The sequence below is a fragment of the Ligilactobacillus agilis DSM 20509 genome, from assembly GCF_001436215.1.
Classification (GTDB): Bacteria; Bacillota; Bacilli; order Lactobacillales; family Lactobacillaceae; genus Ligilactobacillus; species Ligilactobacillus agilis.
This window is the reverse complement of the sequence record NZ_AYYP01000022.1, coordinates 17,382-37,592: the sequence shown is the minus strand read 5'-3', so window position 1 is coordinate 37,592 and position 20,211 is coordinate 17,382. Positions and strand designations below refer to the sequence as shown.

Sequence of the window (20,211 nt, the reverse complement as noted above, 5' to 3'; positions counted from 1 at the left end):
TTATTACTTACTCCATCTTAACAAAAAACAATTCCAGTGTGAAGTATTCCAACCTTAGCCCTAATTTGAGCAAAAAACAAACCTCAGCAATTAAAGCCAAGGTTTGTTTTTACTAATCAAATACTATTAATCCTCTAAACCAGCACTTACAGCTTCTGGGTAGTTAGCCCGTACGATTTGAGCACAGTGAGCACACAACCTAGGTAAGTCTTGATCTGCACCGACATCTTCTTTAATCATCCGGCACCGTGGGCAAACTTCGCCGCTGGCATGTTCTACCTTAACAGTAACCGCGTCGAGTTTTAATGCATCCGCTGGTGCTTCTTCAAGTGGTAACACATCCAAAGCAGATACAATTAAGACTTGCCGTAAATTAGTATTGAGGCTATCTAGTTCAGCCTTAACCCCTTCAGAAACATAAAGGTTAACATGGGCTTCAAATGACTTCCCAATTAACTTAGCATTCCGTGCTTCTTCTAAAGCTTTCAAGACATCAGAACGAACCTTCATGAAGCGAGTCCAATTTTCAACCAATTGGTCTTGTCCATCATAGTATTCAACTGCTGGCATCTCTGATAATTGAGCGTATTCTTCTGGTTCTTTTAGATATTCCCAAACTTCTTCAGTAGTGTGTGGCATTACAGGTGTCATTAGCTTAGCTAAGCGAACAGCTACTTCGTAAAGAACTGTTTGCATTGAACGTCTCTTCTGGCTAGCTGCTGCCTCGATATAAACTACATCCTTAGCAATATCTAAGTAGAAAGCTGATAACTCCGTAGTTAAGAAGTTGATTAACTTTTTGTAAATCGTCATGAAGTCATAGTTAGCATAAGCATCTAGAACTTCCTTAGTAAATTTATTAGTTAAAACTAACATATACTTATCTAGGGATTCTAAGTCTTTGTATGCAACCGTGTCCTTCTTAGGATCAAAGTCACTAGTATTTGCTAACAAGAAGCGCATGGTGTTTCTGAATTTCCGGTAGCTTTCAGAAATTTGTTGGAAACTGCCCATTGAAACCCGGACGTCCGCAGAAGAATCAACACTTAGAACCCAAAGTCTGATGATTTCGGCCCCCATCTTGTCAATTACTTCACTTGGAACGATGGTGTTACCCAAGGACTTACTCATCTTGTGGCCCTTACCATCAAGCGTGAACCCTTGTGATAGGACTTGTTTATAAGGAGCTTTACCCGAAACAGCCACACTTGTAATCAAACTTGAGTTAAACCAACCACGATATTGGTCTGAACCTTCAAGGTACATATCTGATGGGTATTTTAGGTAATCACGTAAAGCTAATACCCCTTGGTGGGAACTACCAGAATCGAACCAAACGTCCATGATATCTGTTTCCTTAACAAAGACCCCATTAGGTGAATGTTCGCTTGTGAAGCCTTCAGGTAGTAAGTCTTTAGCTTCACGTTCAAACCAAACATTAGAACCAAATTCTTCCACTAACTTAGCCACGTGTTCGATGGTTTCCTTGGTCATGATTGCTTCACCATCTTCGGCATAAAAGATTGGTAAAGGCACACCCCAAACGCGTTGCCGTGAGATAACCCAATCACCCCGGTCACGAATCATATTGTGAAGTCGTTTTTGACCCCAATCTGGGAAGAACTTAACTTCATCAATCGCAGCTAAAATTTCATCCCTAATCTTATCAACGGATGCAAACCATTGTGGAGTAGCTCTGAAGATAATTGGCTTTTTAGTCCGCCAGTCAAATGGGTAACTATGTTCATAGTCCATAGTCTTTAAAAGTAGCCCAGCTTCTTTTAATTTAGCTAGTGAAATTTCGTTAGCATCTTCATAAAAGACTCCGGCAAAGTCAGGCCCGGCTTCTTCAGTTAGGTAACCTTTGTCATCAACAGGAACAAAGATATCTAAACCGTATTTCATCCCTACGTTAAAGTCGTCTTCCCCAAAACCAGGAGCCGTGTGGACTAACCCGGTCCCAGCATCTAAAGTAACGAAGTCGCCCAACATCGTGACTAACTTCCGGTCAGGGTAAAATGGATGTTGTGCCAATACCTTGTCTAATTCTTTACCTTTAACAACCTTAACTTCTTCATAACTTTCCCAGCCAAAGAGTTCAGCGTTTTGCTTAACTAATTCAGTGGCTAGTAAATATTTCTTGTCGCTGCCTGCTGGTTTAACAACAGAATAATTAAAGTTAGGATCAATCGTAATCCCTTCAGAACCAGGAATAGTCCAAGGGGTAGTAGTCCAAACCACCATGTAGGTATCTGTGTCTAAGACTCCTTTACCATCCACAACTTGTTCACCATAAAAAGCGGATGGAGAAGTTACGTCATGGTACTCAACTTCTGCTTCAGCTAAAGCTGATTCGGATGACCAAGACCAAAAGACTGGTTTTTTACCCTTGTAGATTAAACCTTTTTCGGCCATCTTGCCAAAGACCCGAATTTGAGCTGCTTCAAACTTAGGGTCTAAGGTTACGTAAGGGTTATCCCATTCACCGGCTACCCCTAAGCGTTTAAAGTCAGTCCGTTGCTTATCGACTTGTTCTAGGGCATATTCACGACATTTTTCCCTAAATTCAGCAACACTCATTGCCTTACGGTCAACCCCAGCCTTTTTTAGCTGTTGTTCGATTGGCAAACCGTGTGTATCCCAACCAGGAACATAAGGTGCCCTAAAGCCCATCATTGACTTAGAACGTACAATAATATCCTTAGAAATTTTGTTTAAAGCGTGGCCCATGTGGATGTTACCATTAGCATATGGAGGTCCATCGTGTAAAACAAAACTAGGTTTACCTTCGTTTAATTTTTGTCTTTGTTGGTATACTTTATTTTCTTCCCAAGCCTTTTGCCGTTCTAATTCACGAACTGGTAAGTTACCCCGCATTGGAAATTTAGTCTTACCTAAATTTAATGTGTCTTTAACTCGCATAGACAGCCTTCCTCTCTTTTAATAACTCAGTGGTACAAAAAAAGACCTCATCACAAGGGACGAGATCTTACCGTGGTACCACCCAAATTTAAACTTTAACAAGTTCATCTTAACCATTTGATAACGGTAATGAGCCGACCACGCTTACTATTAGTTCAGCCTAGTATTTATAAAGATGATAAGTGTTTATCCGCCAACTACCAATCTTCCACCAACCATTGGCTCGCTATTGTCTAAGATAAACCCTCGCGTTCTTCTAATTAATTATTAATATAAACATTATCTGCAAATTCATTATCATCAGTGTCATCACTAGCATCTGGGAAAACGACAACCGTTTCATTATCATTTTCAGTGTCAGTTTGTGAGTCTCCATTAGAAAATGAAATATCATCTGCAACTGATTGTACTTCTGAACTGCCGTCTTTGTCAAGACTTTCATCCTTACGAATTGCTTCTTGAATTTCTTCAAAGCTACTTGTGTCGCCTTGCTTCAAGATTTCATCCCATTCGCTACCTTTAACCACTTCAAGTTGAGATTCCATCATTACTTGGAGTTTTTGTCTAAAGATTCTTGCTTGTTTGCGTAAATCATCGGTTTCTACCGCTAACTTCTTAGCCTTCTTAGAAGCTTCATCTAGGATATGACGCGCCTTTTCGTTGGCTTGGTCAATAATATCTTGACCTTGCTTTTGCGCTTCCCGGTTAATAATTTCAGCTTCTCGCTGTGAGTTTGCCTTAACCTTGTCAGCTGCTTCTTGGGCCACAATAATTGATTGGTTAAGGGAGTCCTTCAAATCATTAAAGTACTTAAGCTTTTCTTGATTTTGCTTAAGGCTATCTGTTAAACGTTCATTTTCTTTTAACGCTTGCTCATAATCCTTAATAACTTGATCCAAGAAGTCATTTACTTCATCTTGATCGTAACCACGCAACTTTACATGAAATTCTTTATTATGAATATCTAATGGGGTCAATGCCATCCCCAACACCTCCAAGTATGTAATGACTACATAATTATTTACCTAATATGGATACGCCTAAACGTAATTTACCTTTTTTAGACGTTCCTAACACTTCATCTAAACGAATTCTGCCGTGACCTCTGACAGAAATGATATCGTACGAGTCCAAAGTATAGTCAGCCTTTTCAATTAGCATCCAATTAAGTTGGACCTTACGACTTTTGATTAATTCTTTCGCCCGTTGCCTCGAGATATGATAGCAACTCGCAATTATTGCATCTAGCCTAAGGGAAGTTACCGTTATACTAGCTTGTTGCCATTCATCCAAAGGCTCAATGACTTGCGCTTGATCTAATTCAACTAACTTAACCTTAATCTTGGCAATTCTTTCAATTTGGCTTTGAAAGTAATCCTTCATGTTAGTTTGTGTAAATACTTGCCAACGCTCACCATCTGTAATAATATCTCCAATTACATTTCGATTTAAACCACTATTCACTAAAGTACCTAAAATTTGGCCATGGCTTAGTTCCGCAAACTTTTGCGGATAGCTTATCTCTAGCGGAGTTACTTCAAAGTCACTTGCTTGTGGTTCATAGTAACTTGGAAAAATTAACATTCGCTTTCGCTCGGCCGCTAAATAGCCACCACGAGCCTCAAGTTTTAGCTCGTCACTATTTCCCAGTAACGTTTGGATGATATAACGTTCCCTTGGATTTAGAAAGTGCGTCAAGATTGGACGGTACTCAGTTTGCGCTTGCGCGATTAAAGCCATAAACTCATCGACCAAGGGTCTTTCTTCCACCCGAAAATGTTGATAGATTGTAGGGTTTACCATCGTTTTTACCTCTTACAAAATTAAACTTAAGAAAAATAGCAACCCTTTTTCAACAATTCCTAATGCAAAAAAAGCAACTAGCGGTGAAAAATCAATTCCCCCCAATGGCGGAATGAAGCGAAATATCTCTAAGTATGGCTCACAAATACTAGCCAAAAACCTTCCTAGTCCAGTCTGATATGCACCTGGAAACCAAGACATCAAAACATAGACTACTAGAGCCAATTCGTATAAGCTAAATAAATTTATGATAACGGTAAACAGCAAATTGTCACTCCCTAATTAAAACTATTCTTACTTTGACCAAAGCCCGATAAATCGCCCTCAATCGTGAAACTACTTGAAGTACAAAGAAAAATGGTTTCACCAACCCGCCTAATTTCTCCGTCGACTGCAAAGACTACCCCTGAAAGGAAATCGACTACGCGGTGGGCACTATCATCATCCATTCTTTGAAAATTAACCAAGGTCGCTTCACCGGCTAACAGTCTCCGCGCAATTTGCTTCACATCAGAAAAGACCCGTGGTTCAAAAATCATGATTTTCTTTTCAACTGTTTGGCCTTTATTCTTACCGACCAATGACATCACCTTAGTATCACGGCTAGTATCTGAATTACTAGTAACTGGTGTTTCATCTTCCTCATAGTAATCTTCTTCGTCATAGTCATCACCAAAAAAACGCTTCAACATATTATTCATTTTTCTTAGCACCCCCTATCCATTTTTTAATGACGGTGTCTTAAAAACGGTGGTGTATCTAAATTGTCATCATCACTATCAACTGATTGAGCAGAACCTGAGCCGAAGACATCAAACTGAGTCTTTTCAACATTTTCAAAGCGATTAGTTCTAGTCTTAGGGGTAACTTTAGGACCATTATCAAGTTCACGACTTATATTCCAGTCATTGAATTTGTCCTTGGAACCAGTGTCCCCATCCGTCTCTTGCTTAGACGCACGTGGACGTTCATTTAAAATTTGCTTAGGCTTTTTGCTTTCGTTTTTTTTATCAATCCCAGTTGCAATTACAGTTACAACCACCGAATTTTCTAGTTCTTCGTTAATTGAAGTCCCAAAGATAATGTTGACATCGCTCGAAGCAGCTTGGGTCACAATTTCTGAAGCGGCTTGTGCTTCAAATAGTGATAAATCACTACCACCGGTGATGTTAAGCAAGACATGCTCTGCCCCATCAATTGATACTTCCAGTAATGAAGAAGAAATTGCCCGCTTAGTAGCTTCTTCAATCCGGTTATCGCCTTCGCCAGTTCCGATTCCCATCAAGGCTGCCCCTTGGTTTTCCATCACAGTCTTAACATCGGCAAAGTCCAAGTTAACATAACCTGGAGAAGTGATTAAATCAGAAATCCCTTGCACACCTTGCCGTAAAACATTATCGGCTTCATGGAAGGCTTCTAACATTGGGGTATTCTTATCAACAATTTCTAATAAACGGTCGTTAGAAATAATTACCAAGGTGTCGACGTTTTCCTTTAATTGAGCAACACCTTCAGCGGCGTACTTTGCACGTCTTTGCCCTTCAAAGGTAAATGGGCGGGTAACGACCCCAACAGTAAGTGCCCCTTGTTCTTTGGCAATCTTAGCCACAATCGGTGCAGCTCCTGTCCCTGTACCGCCACCCATTCCGGCGGTAACAAAAATCATGTCGGCACCTTCTAAAGCTTGGGCAATTGCTTCTTCACTTTCTTCCGCTGCCTTTTGGCCCTTATCAGGGTTAGCTCCGGCACCAAGTCCCCGTGTCAATTTAGGTCCTAACTGAATTTTTACCTCAGCGTTAGAATTCTTTAAAGCTTGAACATCGGTATTAGCAACGATGAATTCGACCCCTTGAACGTTATCAGAAATCATGCGGTTAACGGCGTTACCACCAGCGCCCCCTACCCCAATTACCTTAATAACTGCTTGACTTTCTTCTGTATTTGAATCTAATGTTATATCAAAACTCATATTCTACCTCCACCTTAATCCTCGTCAAATAGGCCAGCCATCATATTTTTTATCTTGCTAAAGAAGCCACCCTTCTTTTCTTCGTTAGGATAATCCGCTGCTTCTTCGTAATCATCTAGTTCTTCTGACTGCACTTCTGCTTGCCTATCTTTAACTTGTTCATTTCTATAGGCATTAACGTTGCTAGTTCCCAACTTCTTATCAATGGTATGTTTTACCACCAAAGCTACTTCATTTTGTAAAGCAACGTAAGTAACTAACCCCAATACCTGGGTGTAAGAAGGAATTCTTAGCCCCATTTCATTTGACCTAAAAATGCGTACATTCACTCCAAAAATTTCTTCCGCTAATTCGGCAATGCCCGGCAAGTCGGCCATACCACCAGTTAAAATTATCCCTCCTGGTAAGTCTAAAGCCCCAACCTTACCTAAGGCTTGAGCAATCTTGCCAAAAATTTGCTCTAACCTAGCTTGGATAATCTGAGCCAAAAATTCTTCGGTCACCATCCGGGGCTCTTGCTTGCCGACAACTTGAACTGTAAACGTTTCTTCACTAGAGGCACCGCTAGCTAATGCCAAACCGTAGTTTCGCTTTAGGGACTCTGCATTTTCAACGGAAGTATTTAAAACAACGGAAATATCTCTCGTTACAAAGTCGCCGCCTTCTTGGTCGACGTATGTATATTTTAACTTGTGATCATGAACAACTGCGGCGGTGGTCTGGCCCCCGCCTAAGTCAATCACAATCGCGCCAAAATCCTTTTCGCCTTCGTCTAGCGCCAATTGAGCGGTTGCAATTGGGGCAACCACAATCTCTTGAACCCTCAAGCCGGCTCTTTCCACACACTTTTTAGTGTTATATAAAATTGTTTTAGGGCCAGTATACATGACCCCCTTCATTTCTAGGCGAACTCCCACCATTCCGCGGGGATCCCTAATACCTTCAAAGTCATCCACAACAAACTCATCAGGAGCTATATCGATTACATCACGTTCTGGGGGTAAATTTTGCACAAGGGCTGCTTCCGTAACCCTCTGAACATCTTCGTCGGTAATTTCCTTAGCGCGGTTAGCATCATCACCGATAGAGATCATTCCTTGACATTTTTCAATTTGAAGCATGTTGGCTGGTAACCCAACAATTACGTCAGTAATGTCAACTCCTGCTTTATCTTCAGCTTGCTTTACTGCATCTTTGATTGCATCTACTACTTGATCGATATCAACGATGACCCCTCGATTCAAGCCAGCAGAAAGCGTATTTCCTGATCCAATAATATTAAGCTGCCCTTTCACATACTCAGCAATTATGACTTTAATCGAAGTAGTCCCGATGTCCAATCCTACATATAATCCAGAATTATCCATCAATTAGGCCTCCTACTCGAATAATCTTTTATTTAAGCATATCTTTTTATTGCATTTTATCTTATACAAGTATATTAAATATTCGTATTAATAATTAGATTTTACCACATTTGTTAGGTGTTTTACCATCGTTGTCTGTTTAATTATCTAAAAAAAACTTAAGGTTATTCATTACTATTCTTAGGATATGAATATGCCCCTACTTCTAGGTCAATTATTCCTTGATAGTTCATTTTAGCTACAATGCTTGGATAATAAGCCAACTTCTTAGCAAGCGTTTCGGCATTAGCAATTACCTGGTTGCCATCATTCATATAAAGTAACAATTTGGTAGGGTCGGACTTAGTTGGGGTAAAGTGAATTTCGGAAATAGCTCCTAGTAGCCTATTTGGCAACAAATTTAATTGTTGCGCTAATAAAGTAAGGTTGGCATTAGCTTTATATACAACTACTGGAACATTTCCGGATATATTAGTCGTTTCACTTAGGTTTGTACTGCCATTTTGCCTCAATGAATAATAGTGCTTATCCTTTTCCAAAAAGGCCACCCGCCGAAATTGGTTAACCTTGATGACAATTTGACTTCCAGCCATAGTTACCTTAGCCCTATTTACAAAGGGCACGTTAGTGACAATTGTTTTTTCCGCCTTATTTTTATTCAATAAAACTGATAATAGGGTCTGGCGTTGCTTAATCTTACTGGCTTTAACCACTACTTGTGCATCTTTAGTTGCCAGGTGTTCAACCTTTACTTGGGCTACCCGACTGATAGGCAAAATAAAGTACAAAGAGACTATTGCAATCGTAGCAAAAATAACCAGTAAGCTGCCCCCGGTTTTCTCCACCCGACGTCGTTTTACCTCTGCTAGCAAGGGGAGCTTACGTTTTTGGCGTTTTTTTTGCTTTTGCTTAGCAAATTTTTGGGTTTGTTGCTTTGCCCGTTTTGCCTGGGCCTTTTCCCAAGGGGTTAATTCTACCTCACTAGTAACTGGCTTGTTTACCTTTTTTTTCAAAAAAACCCCCCTAACCTCACTTGATTAGGCTTTCTAAAACAGCTAACAATTTGTCTGCTGCATTAGGCATCCCCATTTGTTTACAGTTAGCCGCCATTTGCATGCGCTCTTTATCATCGGTCATCAATTTATTAATTGCAGCTACCAAGCTAGTTTCATCTAACTCACTTTCTTTAATCATGACCGCTGCCTGTCTAGTTACCAGGCTTTGGGCGTTTTTAGTTTGGTGATCATTAGTTACATAGGGACTTGGTATTAAAATAGCTGGTAAACCCAAGGCCGTAATTTCCGCCAAACTAGTGGCACCAGCGCGTCCCACGATTAAATCGACTTCGGGTAAAATAGCTGGCATATCGGCGATATAAGGGACGATGTGCACATTTTCAGGTAGTTTTTTATCAGCTAGCTTTGCCATAATTTTTTCATAGTGACCTTGACCACTAACAAATAGGACCTGATAGTCTGCTTGTTTCCAGGCAGAAATTGCGGCTGTGCTAGCTTCATTGATTCTGCGTGCTCCCTGGGACCCCCCAAAAATAAGCACCGTCTTCTTATTTTTTTCGAGGCCATATTCACTGTACAACCGCCCAGTCTTTTTCATCAGTGCCACCTGCTGCGCCCGCGGGTTTCCTGTCAAAATAACTTTCTTTTCAGGAAATTGGCTGGCTGCATCCTCAAAACAAATTCCAATTTTATCTACAAAATGGCTCAAGAATTTATTAGTTACCCCGGCAACACTATTTTGTTCGTGAATCATAGTTGGAATTTTTAGCTTGCTAGCTGCGTACACAACCGCACCACAGACATAACCTCCAGTTCCAATAACTACATCCGGCCTAAATTCTTTGATAATTCGCTTAGATTCATGCACGCTCTTTAAAAAGAGGTAAACCGTCTTTAGGTTTTCTAACGACAAGGAGCGCTTAAAGCCTTGAATCTTTAATGTTTTTAAGGGAATCCCAGCAGCCGGCACAATCCGCGTCTCAAGTCCCCGAGTAGTACCAACATATAATACTTCTGCCGTTGGATCTTTTTTCTTTAATGCCTCTATTAAAGCTAAGGCTGGGTAGATATGACCACCGGTCCCACCACCAGATACTAACAACCGCATTACTTTTCCTCCACTTCTTGGGCCAGTTTAGTTACTGCCTCAATAAATTTATCTCCGCGCTCTTCAAACGTCTTCCACTGATCCCAACTAGCACAAGCAGGTGATAATAAGACGATATCTCCTGGTTGGCTTAATTGATAGGCTAACGGAACAGCCGTTACCGCATTTTTGGTCTTAATAATATGCTTAACTCCAGCTGCTTCCCCAGCCTGAGCAATTAATTCCGCGGTTTGTCCAAATACAACTAACCCGCGTAAATCCTTAAAGAATGGGACTAACTTTTCAAACGTAAATCCGCGATCTAAGCCCCCCGCTAGCAAAACGACCGGTTGCTTAAAGCCAGCCAAGGCTTTTTCTGTCGACTCCATGTTGGTAGCCTTAGAGTCATTATAAAATTTACGGTCATTGATAGTCCGGACGTACTGGGTCCTGTGTTTAACCCCTGAAAAAGTCTTCAATACTTCCACAATCGCTGCGGTTGGTACTCCCATCAACTTAGCGACTGCTAAGGCAGCGAGCGCATTTTCAACATTATGTGTCCCTGGTACCTTGATATCTGTAGCTGCCATAATCGCTTTGTCTCTGAAATAAAGGATACCATCTTTTAGGTAGGCTCCCTTTTGACTTAGGTTATTGCGTGAAAAGGGTACGACTTGTGCTTGACTTTGTTTAGAAAGCTCGCGCCACTCTGGGTTGTCCCAGTTAACAACAAAGTAATCAGCTGCCGTCTGATTCATGGTAATTCTCATTTTGGCTTTAACGTAGTTTTCCCTACTGCCATGGTAGTCAGTGTGGGCTTCATAGATATTGGTTAGTACCGCGATATGAGGGTGCAAAGCGCTAATTCCTAATAATTGGAAACTAGACAACTCCGTTACCAAAATATCGTCTTGCCCCAACGTTTGGGCTTGTTTGCTGGCAGAAATCCCGATATTACCAGCCTTATAGGCATGTTGCTTAGCACTTGCTTGGTTTAGCATTAGGGTAATCATTGTCGTTGTGGTTGTTTTCCCATTTGTCCCAGTAATAGCAATCATTTGGCCCTCTAAAATTTCATAGGCCAATTCTGGTTCAGTTATAATTTTTAACCCCCGTTTTTGAGCTTCAGCCACTAAAACATTTGTATATGGAATCCCAGGATTTTTAACCATTAAATCTATATCTGTTAATAAAGCAAGTGGGTGACTGCCTGTAACCACCTTGATATTTTGGGCTTCCAAAGCGGCTACCTGGTTTAAATCACTTGGTTCATTTTTATCATTAACCGTGACCTTAGCACCTAGTTTAGCCAATAACTCGGCCGCATTGATACCGCTCTTACCTAATCCTAACACTAGTACTTTTTTTCCTTGATAAGTAGTAATCTTTTTCATCACACAAGACTTCCCATCTATTTATTAAAGTATAACTATTAAATCAACAATCACTGCCGCAAGTAAGCCAACTCCCCAGAAGGTTAAATCAATCCGCCACTCACTCCAGCCGGATAGCTCAAAATGGTGGTGAATGGGGCTCATTTTAAATAGCCGCTTACCGGTTTTTCTGAAATAGGCAACTTGGAGCATCACACTCGCAGTTTCACAAACAAAAATTATTCCAATTAGGAGAAGAGATAGTTCATGGTGGAGCAAAATAGAAACAGCAGCTAAAGCTCCCCCTAAAGCTAACGATCCCATGTCACCCATGAAAATTTTGGCTGGCTTATGGTTAAAACCTAGGAAAGCCAGTAATGCCCCCATCACTGCTAAACAGAAAGTTAACACCGCATACTGGGCTTGCACATACGCAATGACAGCGTAAGCACCAAAGGCAATTGTTGCTTGACCTGCTACTAAGCCATCAATTCCATCCGTAAGGTTTACTGCGTTAGAAAAACCAACTAACCAAAAAATTACAAATAATACGTAGATAAAACCGATGTTTAGCTCATATCCGCCTAAAGCTAATGACAAGGGCAAGCCTTCGTGTAAGTAAACTCCCATAAAAATTAAGGCCCCTACTATCTGACCCAATAATTTTTGCCAAGGTTTTAGCCCCTCATTTTGCTTCTTCCATAGCTTGATTGAATCATCAAAAAAACCTAAAAAGCCATATAAAAGTAAGATGAAGGCTAAAATAATCACGGCGGAATTGAGGTTATCCTGTAACCATGCCGTCAGTAAGGCCGTAATTACAATGACAAAGTTAAAAACAAAGCCCCCCATCGTTGGTGTTCCCGACTTTTTGGCATGCCAAGTTGGGCCATCTTCTCTAATCATTTGCCCTTGTTTTTTCTTATGCGCGTAATTAATAAACAAAGGGGTAAATAAAGTCGTCAAAATAAAGCTAACTACTAACGGGATTAACATCGCTATAATATCCATTATCTTTCTCCTTATATAACAAAAACTAGGCTTGCTTAAAATAATTAGTTACTTCTTCTACATCATCAAAGTGGTACTTTTGCTTGCCGATAATTTGGTAATCTTCGTGTCCCTTACCGGCAATTAACACCACATCACCGGGTTGTGCTTGTTCTAGGGCCCACCTAATGGCTTGACTACGGTCTACAATAACTTTAGCAGTCCCGGCTTCAACGCCCTTTAACATATCATCAATAATTGCTTGGGGGTCTTCTGTACGTGGATTGTCCGAGGTGAATACAGCTAAATCACTGTTTGCTACTGCAATTTGAGCCATCTTAGGCCGCTTATCGTGATCACGGTCACCGCCACACCCAACTACACAGTACACTTTACCTTTAGCAAAATCATTAATTGTTTCCAAAGCATTTAATAACCCATCGGGGGTGTGAGCATAGTCAACAATTACGCTTACTTGCTTATGACTTAACAGTTGCAGCCGACCTTTTACCCCTGGAAATTTAGTTAGGGCGGAAATAATATCTTCTGTCGCTATTCCTGATACATAGGCGGCACCAAAAGCGGCTAGTAGGTTATAAACGTTAAATAACCCAACCGTCTTAACGTGGAGGTGATACCTTTGTTTGAACACGACTAAATCAAAATCTGTTCCCTGGCTATGGATGTCTATGTTTTCTGCCCTAATCATGGCAGGACTATCAATTCCGTAAGTCAATACTTGAGCTGGGGTGTCTTGCATAAACTTCTTGCTCATTGGGTCATCTAAATTAAAAACAGCCACTTTTTCTTTGCCACCATAGCTATTGCCTAATTGTGCAAATAGCAAGCTCTTGGCATGAGCATAGTTGGCCATAGTCTTATGGTAGTCTAGGTGATCTTGACTAAAATTAGTAAAGACCGCTACATCAAAGTCTACCCCCCAGACCCGACCTTGAATCAAGGCGACTGAAGAGACTTCCATCGCAACTTCGCTGACGTTAACAGTCGCCATCTTAGCTAAAGTTCTTTGCAAAGTAATAATATCTGGCGTCGTATTGTTAGTTTTTAAAACCTCATCACCGATACGCCGGTACATGGTCCCAATTAACCCAGTTTTTTGACCTTGGTCCCTAAAAATAGCATCAATCATGTGGGTTACCGTTGTTTTGCCATTAGTCCCGGTAACTCCAATCACTTGCAATTTTTGGCTAGGATAGTTGTAAAAGGCACTGCTGAGGATAGCCATCGCCTTATAGGTATTTTCAACATACACGACTGGTACGCCAACCTTAATTGGTTTTTGAGCAATGATGAGTTTAGCACCACTTTGTAAAGCCTGGTCCACAAAGGCATGGCCATCCACTGTATGACCTGCTATTGCTATAAAAATACTATCTGCTACAACTTCCCTTGTATCTTGAGTTACCAAAGCAACCTCAAAATCCGTAAAATTCTCAACTTCTTTGAACTTCAGTTTACTAATTAATTCACTTGCTAACATTGTATCCATCCTCTTAACTGAGTTTGACCGTCAATTCCTTGACGCCACTTAAATTACTATTTGCAACCACACTTTGCTCGCTTACGTATCCAGCTCCCACAATTTTTAGTTTTAATCCTAATATGGTAGCTAGTTTAACGACATCACTGCGTGACCAGCCCTTAATATCTGGCATCGTCATTGTGCCACCAGTCTTTAAAATAATCCTACTACCTACAAATAATTCTTGGTTGGCTGGTGTAGACTGGGCTTGTATCTGCTTTTTATTACCTAAGACTGTTACCACCAACCCAGCGGCTTGCAACTTCTCGGCAACCTCTGAACTAGATTGGTTCTTATAGTTAGATATCGTCACCGCCTTTTTACTTGTAGAAGCTGCAGTCTCTTTCATTGACCGTTCCATCAACGGGTTAAAGACCTCGGCTAACATTTCGCCTGAAGTCTTGCCGGCAAAGGTCTTCGGCTGTTTGACGGTAATATATAAAATATACTTAGGGTTATCAATGGGAGCCATCCCTACAACGGAGAAGATATAATTTGTATCTCCAGTTAGGTAACCGCCCCCACTAGGGGAGGCAATTTGGGCTGTCCCCGTTTTGACCCCGACTTCATATTGGTCTGATTTAAAGGCGGTCCCGGTCCCATGTTCATCGGTTACAACCTGCGTCATTAGGTTTCGTACCTGCTTAGCAGTCGTCGCCTTTATAGGCTGCCCAATTACCTTTTTACCTTCTTGCTTCAAAACTTTATTGCCGTCAGCCGAAACAATTTTCTTTATCATGTAAGGTCGCAGTTCTTTGCCGTTATTGGCGATTGCACTAAAACCTTGCATCATTTGAAAGACCGTTACGTCTATCCCTTGACCGTAAGCAGTATTAGCTTGCTCAATGGGATAATTGTAGGAGATACTTCCTTTAGATTCCGGGCCTAAGCCAGCATTAGTTTCCTTTAGGAAGCCAAACTTTTGGATATAATTTAACCAAAGTTTCTTACCCATTTGTTGCTCTAATAAAGCCATCCCTACGTTAGAAGACCGAATAAAGGCTTGATCATAAGTAATACTTCCCCAACCAGCCCGGTTCCAATCGTAAATTTTAGAACCATCAATTGTCAATGCTCCCGAATTGTAGTAAGCATTACCATTATAATGACCGCTATTAATGGCAGCTGCGGTTGTGAAAATCTTCATAGTCGATCCAGGCTCATAGGTTTCCGCCAACAGCTCATTTCTCCAAACTGGAATGTTACTCTTGGTTTGGGCATTAAAAGTTGGGCGCTGGCTAGCAGCTAAAATTGCTCCTGTTTTCGCATTCATTAAGACTGCCGTCATAGATTGCGGCTGGTATTTCTTTTGCGCAGCCGTCAGTAAATTTTCCATATAAACCTGTAATTGGGAATCTAAGGTCGTGTAAACATCAGCCCCATTTTTGGCTTTCTTGTACTTAGATTTCGTTCCCGGAATCTCTGTGCCACTGTTATCCTTCATATAGCTACGGGTACCATTAGTTCCCTTCAAAAAGTCATTATAAACTTTTTCAATCCCCATTGTGCCACTAATCTCGTTGTTCATAGTTGCAGTTAAGCCAATAAAGTAAGAGGCAAAGTTACCGTTAGGGTAAAGTCTAGCTACGGTAGGGGTAAAGTTAATGCCGGTAATATTGGCTGCCTCAATGGCTTTTTTAGTTTCTAAGGATATTCCTTTACCTGCCGTTCCAAGTTCCACCTGATACAAATCTGGGTTATCAGGATTTAAAATTTGGTAAACCTTCTCATAGGAAATGGGCAAATTCTTACTTAAGACCCGGGCAGCCTTTTCCTTATCCTTATCCGCCAAGTAGGCGCGCTTCCCGTAATAAACCGCGCTCTTAGATAAAACTACATAAACCGAGTACGTGGTGGTATCCTCTGCAATTGTATTCCCGTTAGTATCATAGATGCTCCCACGTTTAGCTTTGATTTGCGTTTTGTTAGCATATAACTGCGCTACTTTTTTATTTAGGTCAATTCCTGCAACTTTATGAAAAACGCCTACATAAAAAAAACGCCCTATGAATATCACAAAAATTAGGAATACTGTAAAAAAAAGGCCTATTCCTAGTCGCTTTCTTTTTAACTGCATTTTTTGCTTATTCAATGTTCGTTTATTTTTCATATTCATTTAGTAACATTCCTTGTACTAGATTCATTAAGTTTTAAACCCGCACTAGCTGCAATTTTGCTCAAGCGTGACCGACTAGATAACTCACTAATCTCTTGCTTGGCATTAGTATTTTGAACTTGAAGTTTAGTTTGTTGCTTTCTAATTGTCTGTAACTCATGTTGAGCATTTGTCAGTGCGACTGTTGACTTAACAACGGAAGTCATAACCGCAAAAGCAATGATTACCACTGCAGCTAAATAAATAAAATCTTTACCTACAAGTGTCACCTTTTTAGCTAGCCTTTTTTGCTTATTAATTTTATGTACTGGACTTGGGTTAGTAGTTTCCGTCCATTCTTTTAATGCCGGTTGTGCCAATTAAATCACTCCCCTACCTAATAACTATACTTTCTCAATAACCCGCAACTTAGCGGAATGAGCTCGGTGGTTAGCCTCTAACTCAGCTTGATTAGGGGTTATTGGTTTACGGTTAACTAAACGATACTCTAATTCCAACTCACTTGGAATGACCGGTAAGCCCCTTGGTAATTCCGGCAAACTAGTTTTTTCCTTAAACATCGTCTTAACCAGGCGATCCTCCAAGGATTGGAAGGTGATGACACTTATTCGTCCGTGAGGATTCAATAGTGAGAGGGCTTGACCTAATGAGTCTTCCAAAACTCCTAACTCATTGTTAACCGCAATTCGTAATGCTTGAAAAACCTTTTTAGCAGGGTGGCCACCTTTACGCCGTGCCTTAGCTGGAATTCCCGCCTTAATTAGCTCCACCAATTGACCGGTCGTTTGAATTTCTTCTTCCTGACGCTTTCTTTCAATTTGCCTTGCAATCGACTTAGTAAATTTTTCTTCGCCATATCTAGTGAAAATTCGTACTAATTCACCATAAGACCATTCATTTACAATCTTGCGGGCAGTCAAAGCCTGACTTTGATCCATCCGCATATCCAAAATTGCATCCTGGCGGTATGAGAAACCCCGTTCAGCAACATCAAATTGTGGAGAAGATACTCCTAAATCATATAAGACTCCATCAACATGACTTACCCCATGCTCAGCTAACTTTTGCTTTAACTGTTGGAAGTTACTCTTAATTAAAGTTAACTTTTTAGCCACTAGCCAATCACGTAAATTTTCCTGGTTATAATCCAATGCTGTTTGGTCTTGATCAAAGGCATAGAGGTGACCCTTTGGCCCTAACTGTTCAAGAATCTTTCTACTATGCCCGCCACCACCTAGTGTGCAGTCAACGTAGATGCCGTCAGCTTTTATATTTAAATTATCCACTGCCTCATTTAATAGGACCGTTACATGTTCAAATTCTGTCATCGTCTCACCTTAAAGTTCAAAATCAATCATATTCTCAGCAATCTCATCAAAATCCGTGGCGGTTTGCTCACAAAAATCAAGCCAGTTTTCCTCAGCCCAAATTTCAAACCGATTAGAAACCCCAACAATCACGCACTTTTTCGTCAGTTGTGCATGCTGGCGTAGCATACTAGGGATGTTAATCCTACCTTGCTTATCAAATTCACACTCCGTGGCCGCTGCATAAAAGAAACGTACAAATGCCCGGGCGTCCTTTTTAGTCAAGGGTAAGCTTTGCAACTTAGTGGCTATCTTTTGCCATTCAGACTGTGGGTAGCCAAAAAGGCACCCATCCATTCCGCGCGTCAAGACGAACGTTGGCGTTAACTTTTCTCTAAACTTGACCGGGATAATCAACCGCCCTTTAGTGTCCAAGCTATGCCGGTATTCTCCCATGAACATTCGTCTTCACCAGCCTTTACGATAGTAACCCTAGCTTAAAATAATACTATGATTAAATAGTACCACAATTCCCCACTTTCAACCACATCTTATTTAGAAAAACCCACCTTACCCTAAAAATGAAAACTTACTGTGGCTGCCAATTAAATCGGCCACGACAAAAAAGGTGAATTTTCGTCTTCTCACGAAAATTCACCCTACTAATCTTATTGATTTATTAATCATTCAATAAAAAGGTATCATGTAATGCATTGACTGCCTTTGGTAAGTCCTTGCCATGAACTAACACCCAAATGGTTGTATCACTATCGGTTGTTTGCAAGATTTGAATTTCTTGCTTGGATAAGGCCGCCACCATCTTGGCCGTTACCCCCGGAGTATTTAGCATCCCCGCACCAATTACTGAAACCTTAGCGCAATCTACCACTACTTTAGCCTTAATTTTTTCCTTGGTAAATAAAGCCTGTGCCGCCTCCCCTTGTTCCCGATTCAAATTGAAAACAATTCTATCGGGGCTAATGTTGATGAAATCAACACTTAACTTATTGGCTGCCAGTAAGTTAAACACTTCGTCTGCCGTAACATCACTTGTCGCAATGCTAAATTGAGTTAACCCTACCTGGTGGGCTACCCCTGTTACCGTCCGGTAATGACTGATTGAGAGGTTCCTATTGGAAATCAAGGTCCCTAATTCATTAACCCCATCCCAAGTTGACCTAATTCTTAGTGGTAGGTGGGCTTGTTGGGCTACTTCTACTGCCCGGGGGTGAATAACCTTCGCCCCTTCATGAGCCATATTGGCAACTTCTTCGTAAGAAACTTCTTTTAAGAAGCGGGCCTTTTTGACTAACCGCGGATCGCCTGTCATCATCCCCGAAACGTCGGTGAAGATATCACAGCGCTCTGCCCCTAAGGCTGCACCCAACAGGGCTGCCGATGTATCTGAACCACCCCGACCCAAAGTCGTAACGTGCCCTTCCTTTGATAGGCCCTGGAAACCAGCCACAACTACAATGTCTACTTCTTCAAAGGCCGCCATAATCTTGTCCGTCTGCACGTCAATTACCTTGGCATTTTGGTAGTCATTGTTAGTCCTAAAACCAGCATCCGGACCGGTTAGAGCCGTGGCCTTGTAGCCATTTTGCTTGAGCATTTGGGTAAAGACTGCCGTTGAGATTACTTCTCCCACCGAAACCAGCATATCCAATTCACGTCCGTTTAAAGCTGTCTTTTCACCACCAACTAGATTTAAAAGTGAATCTGTAGCGTAAGGTGCGCCATTTCTTCCGATGGCTGAAACAACCACGGCCACCTTATAACCCTCTGACACAGCGTGAGCCACGTGGGCCATGGCTTTCTTACGCGCCTCTTCATCTTGGACCGACGTCCCGCCAAACTTATCTACAATAATCTTCATTAGCCTTAATCACCCCTAAATAGTATCTCACTTTTTTAAAAGTGTCTTTTAATCTGATTTAACTCTTTTTAATCTGATTTAACTCTTTTTAATTATACAGAGTGACTAATTAAAATGCAATTATTTATTGCTAATTAACCATTAATGCATAATTTTTCATTTCAGTTAAAAAACACGATTATTCTGCTTACCAAAACCACCAGCAAACTTAAACTAAGCACTAAGTCCACCAATAACCAGTAACGTCTCAAAAACCTGCTCAAAATGATATCCCCTTTAACCAAGATTTGCTTAAGCGTCATCAATAGTCCTAGCAAGGCTAAGCTAAAAATGAGGTATAAGCTTAGGGAAAGTCCCCAGATTTCTTGACTAAAAAAGGCAAGCGGAACCAGGTACAGAGGGCTAATAATATCCATTACTAATAGCTTTTTCGGCCACAAACGTAACCTTTTTTTTAATAGGAACAATACCAAGGCTAATAAAATTAGAACCACTAACTGTATAAACGGATTCATCAGCATCTTTAAGCTTCCTTAACTAGGAAAGTATCGTGCAAGGCGTTAACAGCCGCTACTAAATCCTTACCATTGACTAGCACCCAGATAGTCGTGTAACTATCAGTTGTTTGGAGAATTTGGATTTTTTGCTTAGACAAGGCAGCTACTATTTTAGCCGTTACCCCTGGGGTTCCCATTATTCCGGCACCAACAATCGAAACCTTAGCACAGTCTGGAACAACCTGGGCCTCAATTTTTTGCGCCTCTAAAAGTTTTTGTGCTAACCGACTTTCTTCCCTATTTAAATTAAACACGATTTTGTCCGGGTTAATGTTGATGAAG

19 protein-coding genes are annotated in these 20,211 nt (G+C 41.0%); all 19 read right to left on the bottom strand.

What is annotated here, in order from left to right:
- Positions 1-126: 126 nt before the first annotated feature.
- On the bottom strand, positions 127-2,922 hold the full coding sequence (gene ileS / locus FC14_RS03455) for an isoleucine--tRNA ligase (protein ID WP_056976492.1): 2,796 nt from the start codon (positions 2,920-2,922) through the stop codon (positions 127-129).
- 260 nt (positions 2,923-3,182) lie between these two features.
- On the bottom strand, positions 3,183-3,905 hold the full coding sequence (locus FC14_RS03450) for a DivIVA domain-containing protein (protein ID WP_056976491.1): 723 nt from the start codon (positions 3,903-3,905) through the stop codon (positions 3,183-3,185).
- A gap of 34 nt (positions 3,906-3,939) precedes the next feature.
- Positions 3,940-4,725, bottom strand: a complete 786-nt coding sequence (locus FC14_RS03445) for a YlmH family RNA-binding protein (protein ID WP_056976490.1) — start codon at positions 4,723-4,725, stop codon at positions 3,940-3,942.
- A 12-nt stretch (positions 4,726-4,737) separates the two neighbouring features.
- Complete coding sequence (locus FC14_RS03440; protein ID WP_050612490.1) at positions 4,738-4,992, bottom strand: YggT family protein; 255 nt, start codon at positions 4,990-4,992, stop codon at positions 4,738-4,740.
- A gap of 11 nt (positions 4,993-5,003) precedes the next feature.
- Entirely contained in the window at positions 5,004-5,426 is a 423-nt protein-coding gene (locus tag FC14_RS03435; protein WP_056976489.1) for a cell division protein SepF, read from the bottom strand.
- A gap of 26 nt (positions 5,427-5,452) precedes the next feature.
- The gene (gene ftsZ, locus FC14_RS03430; protein WP_056976488.1) at positions 5,453-6,694 is read right to left on the bottom strand and encodes a cell division protein FtsZ; all 1,242 of its coding nucleotides are present in this window, start codon (positions 6,692-6,694) and stop codon (positions 5,453-5,455) included.
- Between the two features lie 14 nt (positions 6,695-6,708).
- Positions 6,709-8,061 (bottom strand): cell division protein FtsA, encoded by a 1,353-nt coding sequence (gene ftsA / locus FC14_RS03425; RefSeq protein ID WP_056976487.1) that lies wholly within the window; start codon positions 8,059-8,061, stop codon positions 6,709-6,711.
- 164 nt (positions 8,062-8,225) lie between these two features.
- Complete coding sequence (locus FC14_RS03420) at positions 8,226-9,074, bottom strand: cell division protein FtsQ/DivIB (RefSeq protein WP_056976486.1); 849 nt, start codon at positions 9,072-9,074, stop codon at positions 8,226-8,228.
- Positions 9,075-9,090: 16 nt separating this feature from the next.
- Complete coding sequence (gene murG, locus FC14_RS03415) at positions 9,091-10,185, bottom strand: undecaprenyldiphospho-muramoylpentapeptide beta-N-acetylglucosaminyltransferase (RefSeq protein ID WP_056976485.1); 1,095 nt, start codon at positions 10,183-10,185, stop codon at positions 9,091-9,093.
- Positions 10,185-11,561, bottom strand: a complete 1,377-nt coding sequence (gene murD, locus FC14_RS03410; RefSeq protein ID WP_420890257.1) for a UDP-N-acetylmuramoyl-L-alanine--D-glutamate ligase — start codon at positions 11,559-11,561, stop codon at positions 10,185-10,187. Before murD ends, murG begins: the two co-directional genes overlap by 1 nt.
- A 21-nt stretch (positions 11,562-11,582) precedes the next feature.
- On the bottom strand, positions 11,583-12,548 hold the full coding sequence (gene mraY, locus FC14_RS03405; protein ID WP_056976483.1) for a phospho-N-acetylmuramoyl-pentapeptide-transferase: 966 nt from the start codon (positions 12,546-12,548) through the stop codon (positions 11,583-11,585).
- A 25-nt stretch (positions 12,549-12,573) separates the two neighbouring features.
- Positions 12,574-14,028 (bottom strand): UDP-N-acetylmuramoyl-L-alanyl-D-glutamate--2,6-diaminopimelate ligase, encoded by a 1,455-nt coding sequence (locus FC14_RS03400; RefSeq protein WP_056976482.1) that lies wholly within the window; start codon positions 14,026-14,028, stop codon positions 12,574-12,576.
- Positions 14,029-14,041: 13 nt separating this feature from the next.
- A complete protein-coding gene (locus FC14_RS03395; RefSeq protein WP_056976481.1) occupies positions 14,042-16,186 on the bottom strand; it encodes a penicillin-binding transpeptidase domain-containing protein in 2,145 nt (714 codons plus the stop codon).
- Complete coding sequence (ftsL, locus tag FC14_RS10855; protein WP_056976480.1) at positions 16,183-16,545, bottom strand: cell division protein FtsL; 363 nt, start codon at positions 16,543-16,545, stop codon at positions 16,183-16,185. Before ftsL ends, FC14_RS03395 begins: the two co-directional genes overlap by 4 nt.
- Before the next feature lie 24 nt (positions 16,546-16,569).
- Positions 16,570-17,514: a 16S rRNA (cytosine(1402)-N(4))-methyltransferase RsmH gene (gene rsmH, locus FC14_RS03385; protein ID WP_056976479.1), complete on the bottom strand. Its 945-nt coding sequence runs from the start codon at positions 17,512-17,514 to the stop codon at positions 16,570-16,572.
- A gap of 9 nt (positions 17,515-17,523) precedes the next feature.
- Positions 17,524-17,955 (bottom strand): division/cell wall cluster transcriptional repressor MraZ, encoded by a 432-nt coding sequence (gene mraZ / locus FC14_RS03380; protein WP_050612502.1) that lies wholly within the window; start codon positions 17,953-17,955, stop codon positions 17,524-17,526.
- Positions 17,956-18,172: 217 nt separating this feature from the next.
- Positions 18,173-19,372, bottom strand: coding sequence for an aspartate kinase (gene dapG, locus FC14_RS03375; RefSeq protein ID WP_056976478.1), 1,200 nt, complete (start codon positions 19,370-19,372; stop codon positions 18,173-18,175).
- A 161-nt stretch (positions 19,373-19,533) separates the two neighbouring features.
- A complete protein-coding gene (locus FC14_RS11120; protein ID WP_225435989.1) occupies positions 19,534-19,887 on the bottom strand; it encodes a DUF3397 family protein in 354 nt (117 codons plus the stop codon).
- Positions 19,888-19,895: 8 nt separating this feature from the next.
- On the bottom strand, positions 19,896-20,211 hold a 316-nt coding region (locus FC14_RS03365), incomplete at its 5' end, for an ACT domain-containing protein (RefSeq protein ID WP_156655730.1).

What these genes read in the sequence shown, in the direction of transcription:
- ileS (WP_056976492.1), bottom strand. Translation starts at nt 2,922, where the DNA reads ATGCGAGTTAAAGACACATTAAATTTAGGTAAGACTAAATTTCCAATG.
- FC14_RS03450 (WP_056976491.1), bottom strand. Translation starts at nt 3,905, where the DNA reads ATGGCATTGACCCCATTAGATATTCATAATAAAGAATTTCATGTAAAG.
- FC14_RS03445 (WP_056976490.1), bottom strand. Translation starts at nt 4,725, where the DNA reads ATGGTAAACCCTACAATCTATCAACATTTTCGGGTGGAAGAAAGACCC.
- FC14_RS03435 (WP_056976489.1), bottom strand. Translation starts at nt 5,426, where the DNA reads ATGAATAATATGTTGAAGCGTTTTTTTGGTGATGACTATGACGAAGAA.
- ftsZ (WP_056976488.1), bottom strand. Translation starts at nt 6,694, where the DNA reads ATGAGTTTTGATATAACATTAGATTCAAATACAGAAGAAAGTCAAGCA.
- ftsA (WP_056976487.1), bottom strand. Translation starts at nt 8,061, where the DNA reads ATGGATAATTCTGGATTATATGTAGGATTGGACATCGGGACTACTTCG.
- murG (WP_056976485.1), bottom strand. Translation starts at nt 10,185, where the DNA reads ATGCGGTTGTTAGTATCTGGTGGTGGGACCGGTGGTCATATCTACCCA.
- mraY (WP_056976483.1), bottom strand. Translation starts at nt 12,548, where the DNA reads ATGGATATTATAGCGATGTTAATCCCGTTAGTAGTTAGCTTTATTTTG.
- FC14_RS03400 (WP_056976482.1), bottom strand. Translation starts at nt 14,028, where the DNA reads ATGTTAGCAAGTGAATTAATTAGTAAACTGAAGTTCAAAGAAGTTGAG.
- FC14_RS03395 (WP_056976481.1), bottom strand. Translation starts at nt 16,186, where the DNA reads ATGAATATGAAAAATAAACGAACATTGAATAAGCAAAAAATGCAGTTA.
- rsmH (WP_056976479.1), bottom strand. Translation starts at nt 17,514, where the DNA reads ATGACAGAATTTGAACATGTAACGGTCCTATTAAATGAGGCAGTGGAT.
- mraZ (WP_050612502.1), bottom strand. Translation starts at nt 17,955, where the DNA reads ATGTTCATGGGAGAATACCGGCATAGCTTGGACACTAAAGGGCGGTTG.
- dapG (WP_056976478.1), bottom strand. Translation starts at nt 19,372, where the DNA reads ATGAAGATTATTGTAGATAAGTTTGGCGGGACGTCGGTCCAAGATGAA.
- FC14_RS11120 (WP_225435989.1), bottom strand. Translation starts at nt 19,887, where the DNA reads ATGAATCCGTTTATACAGTTAGTGGTTCTAATTTTATTAGCCTTGGTA.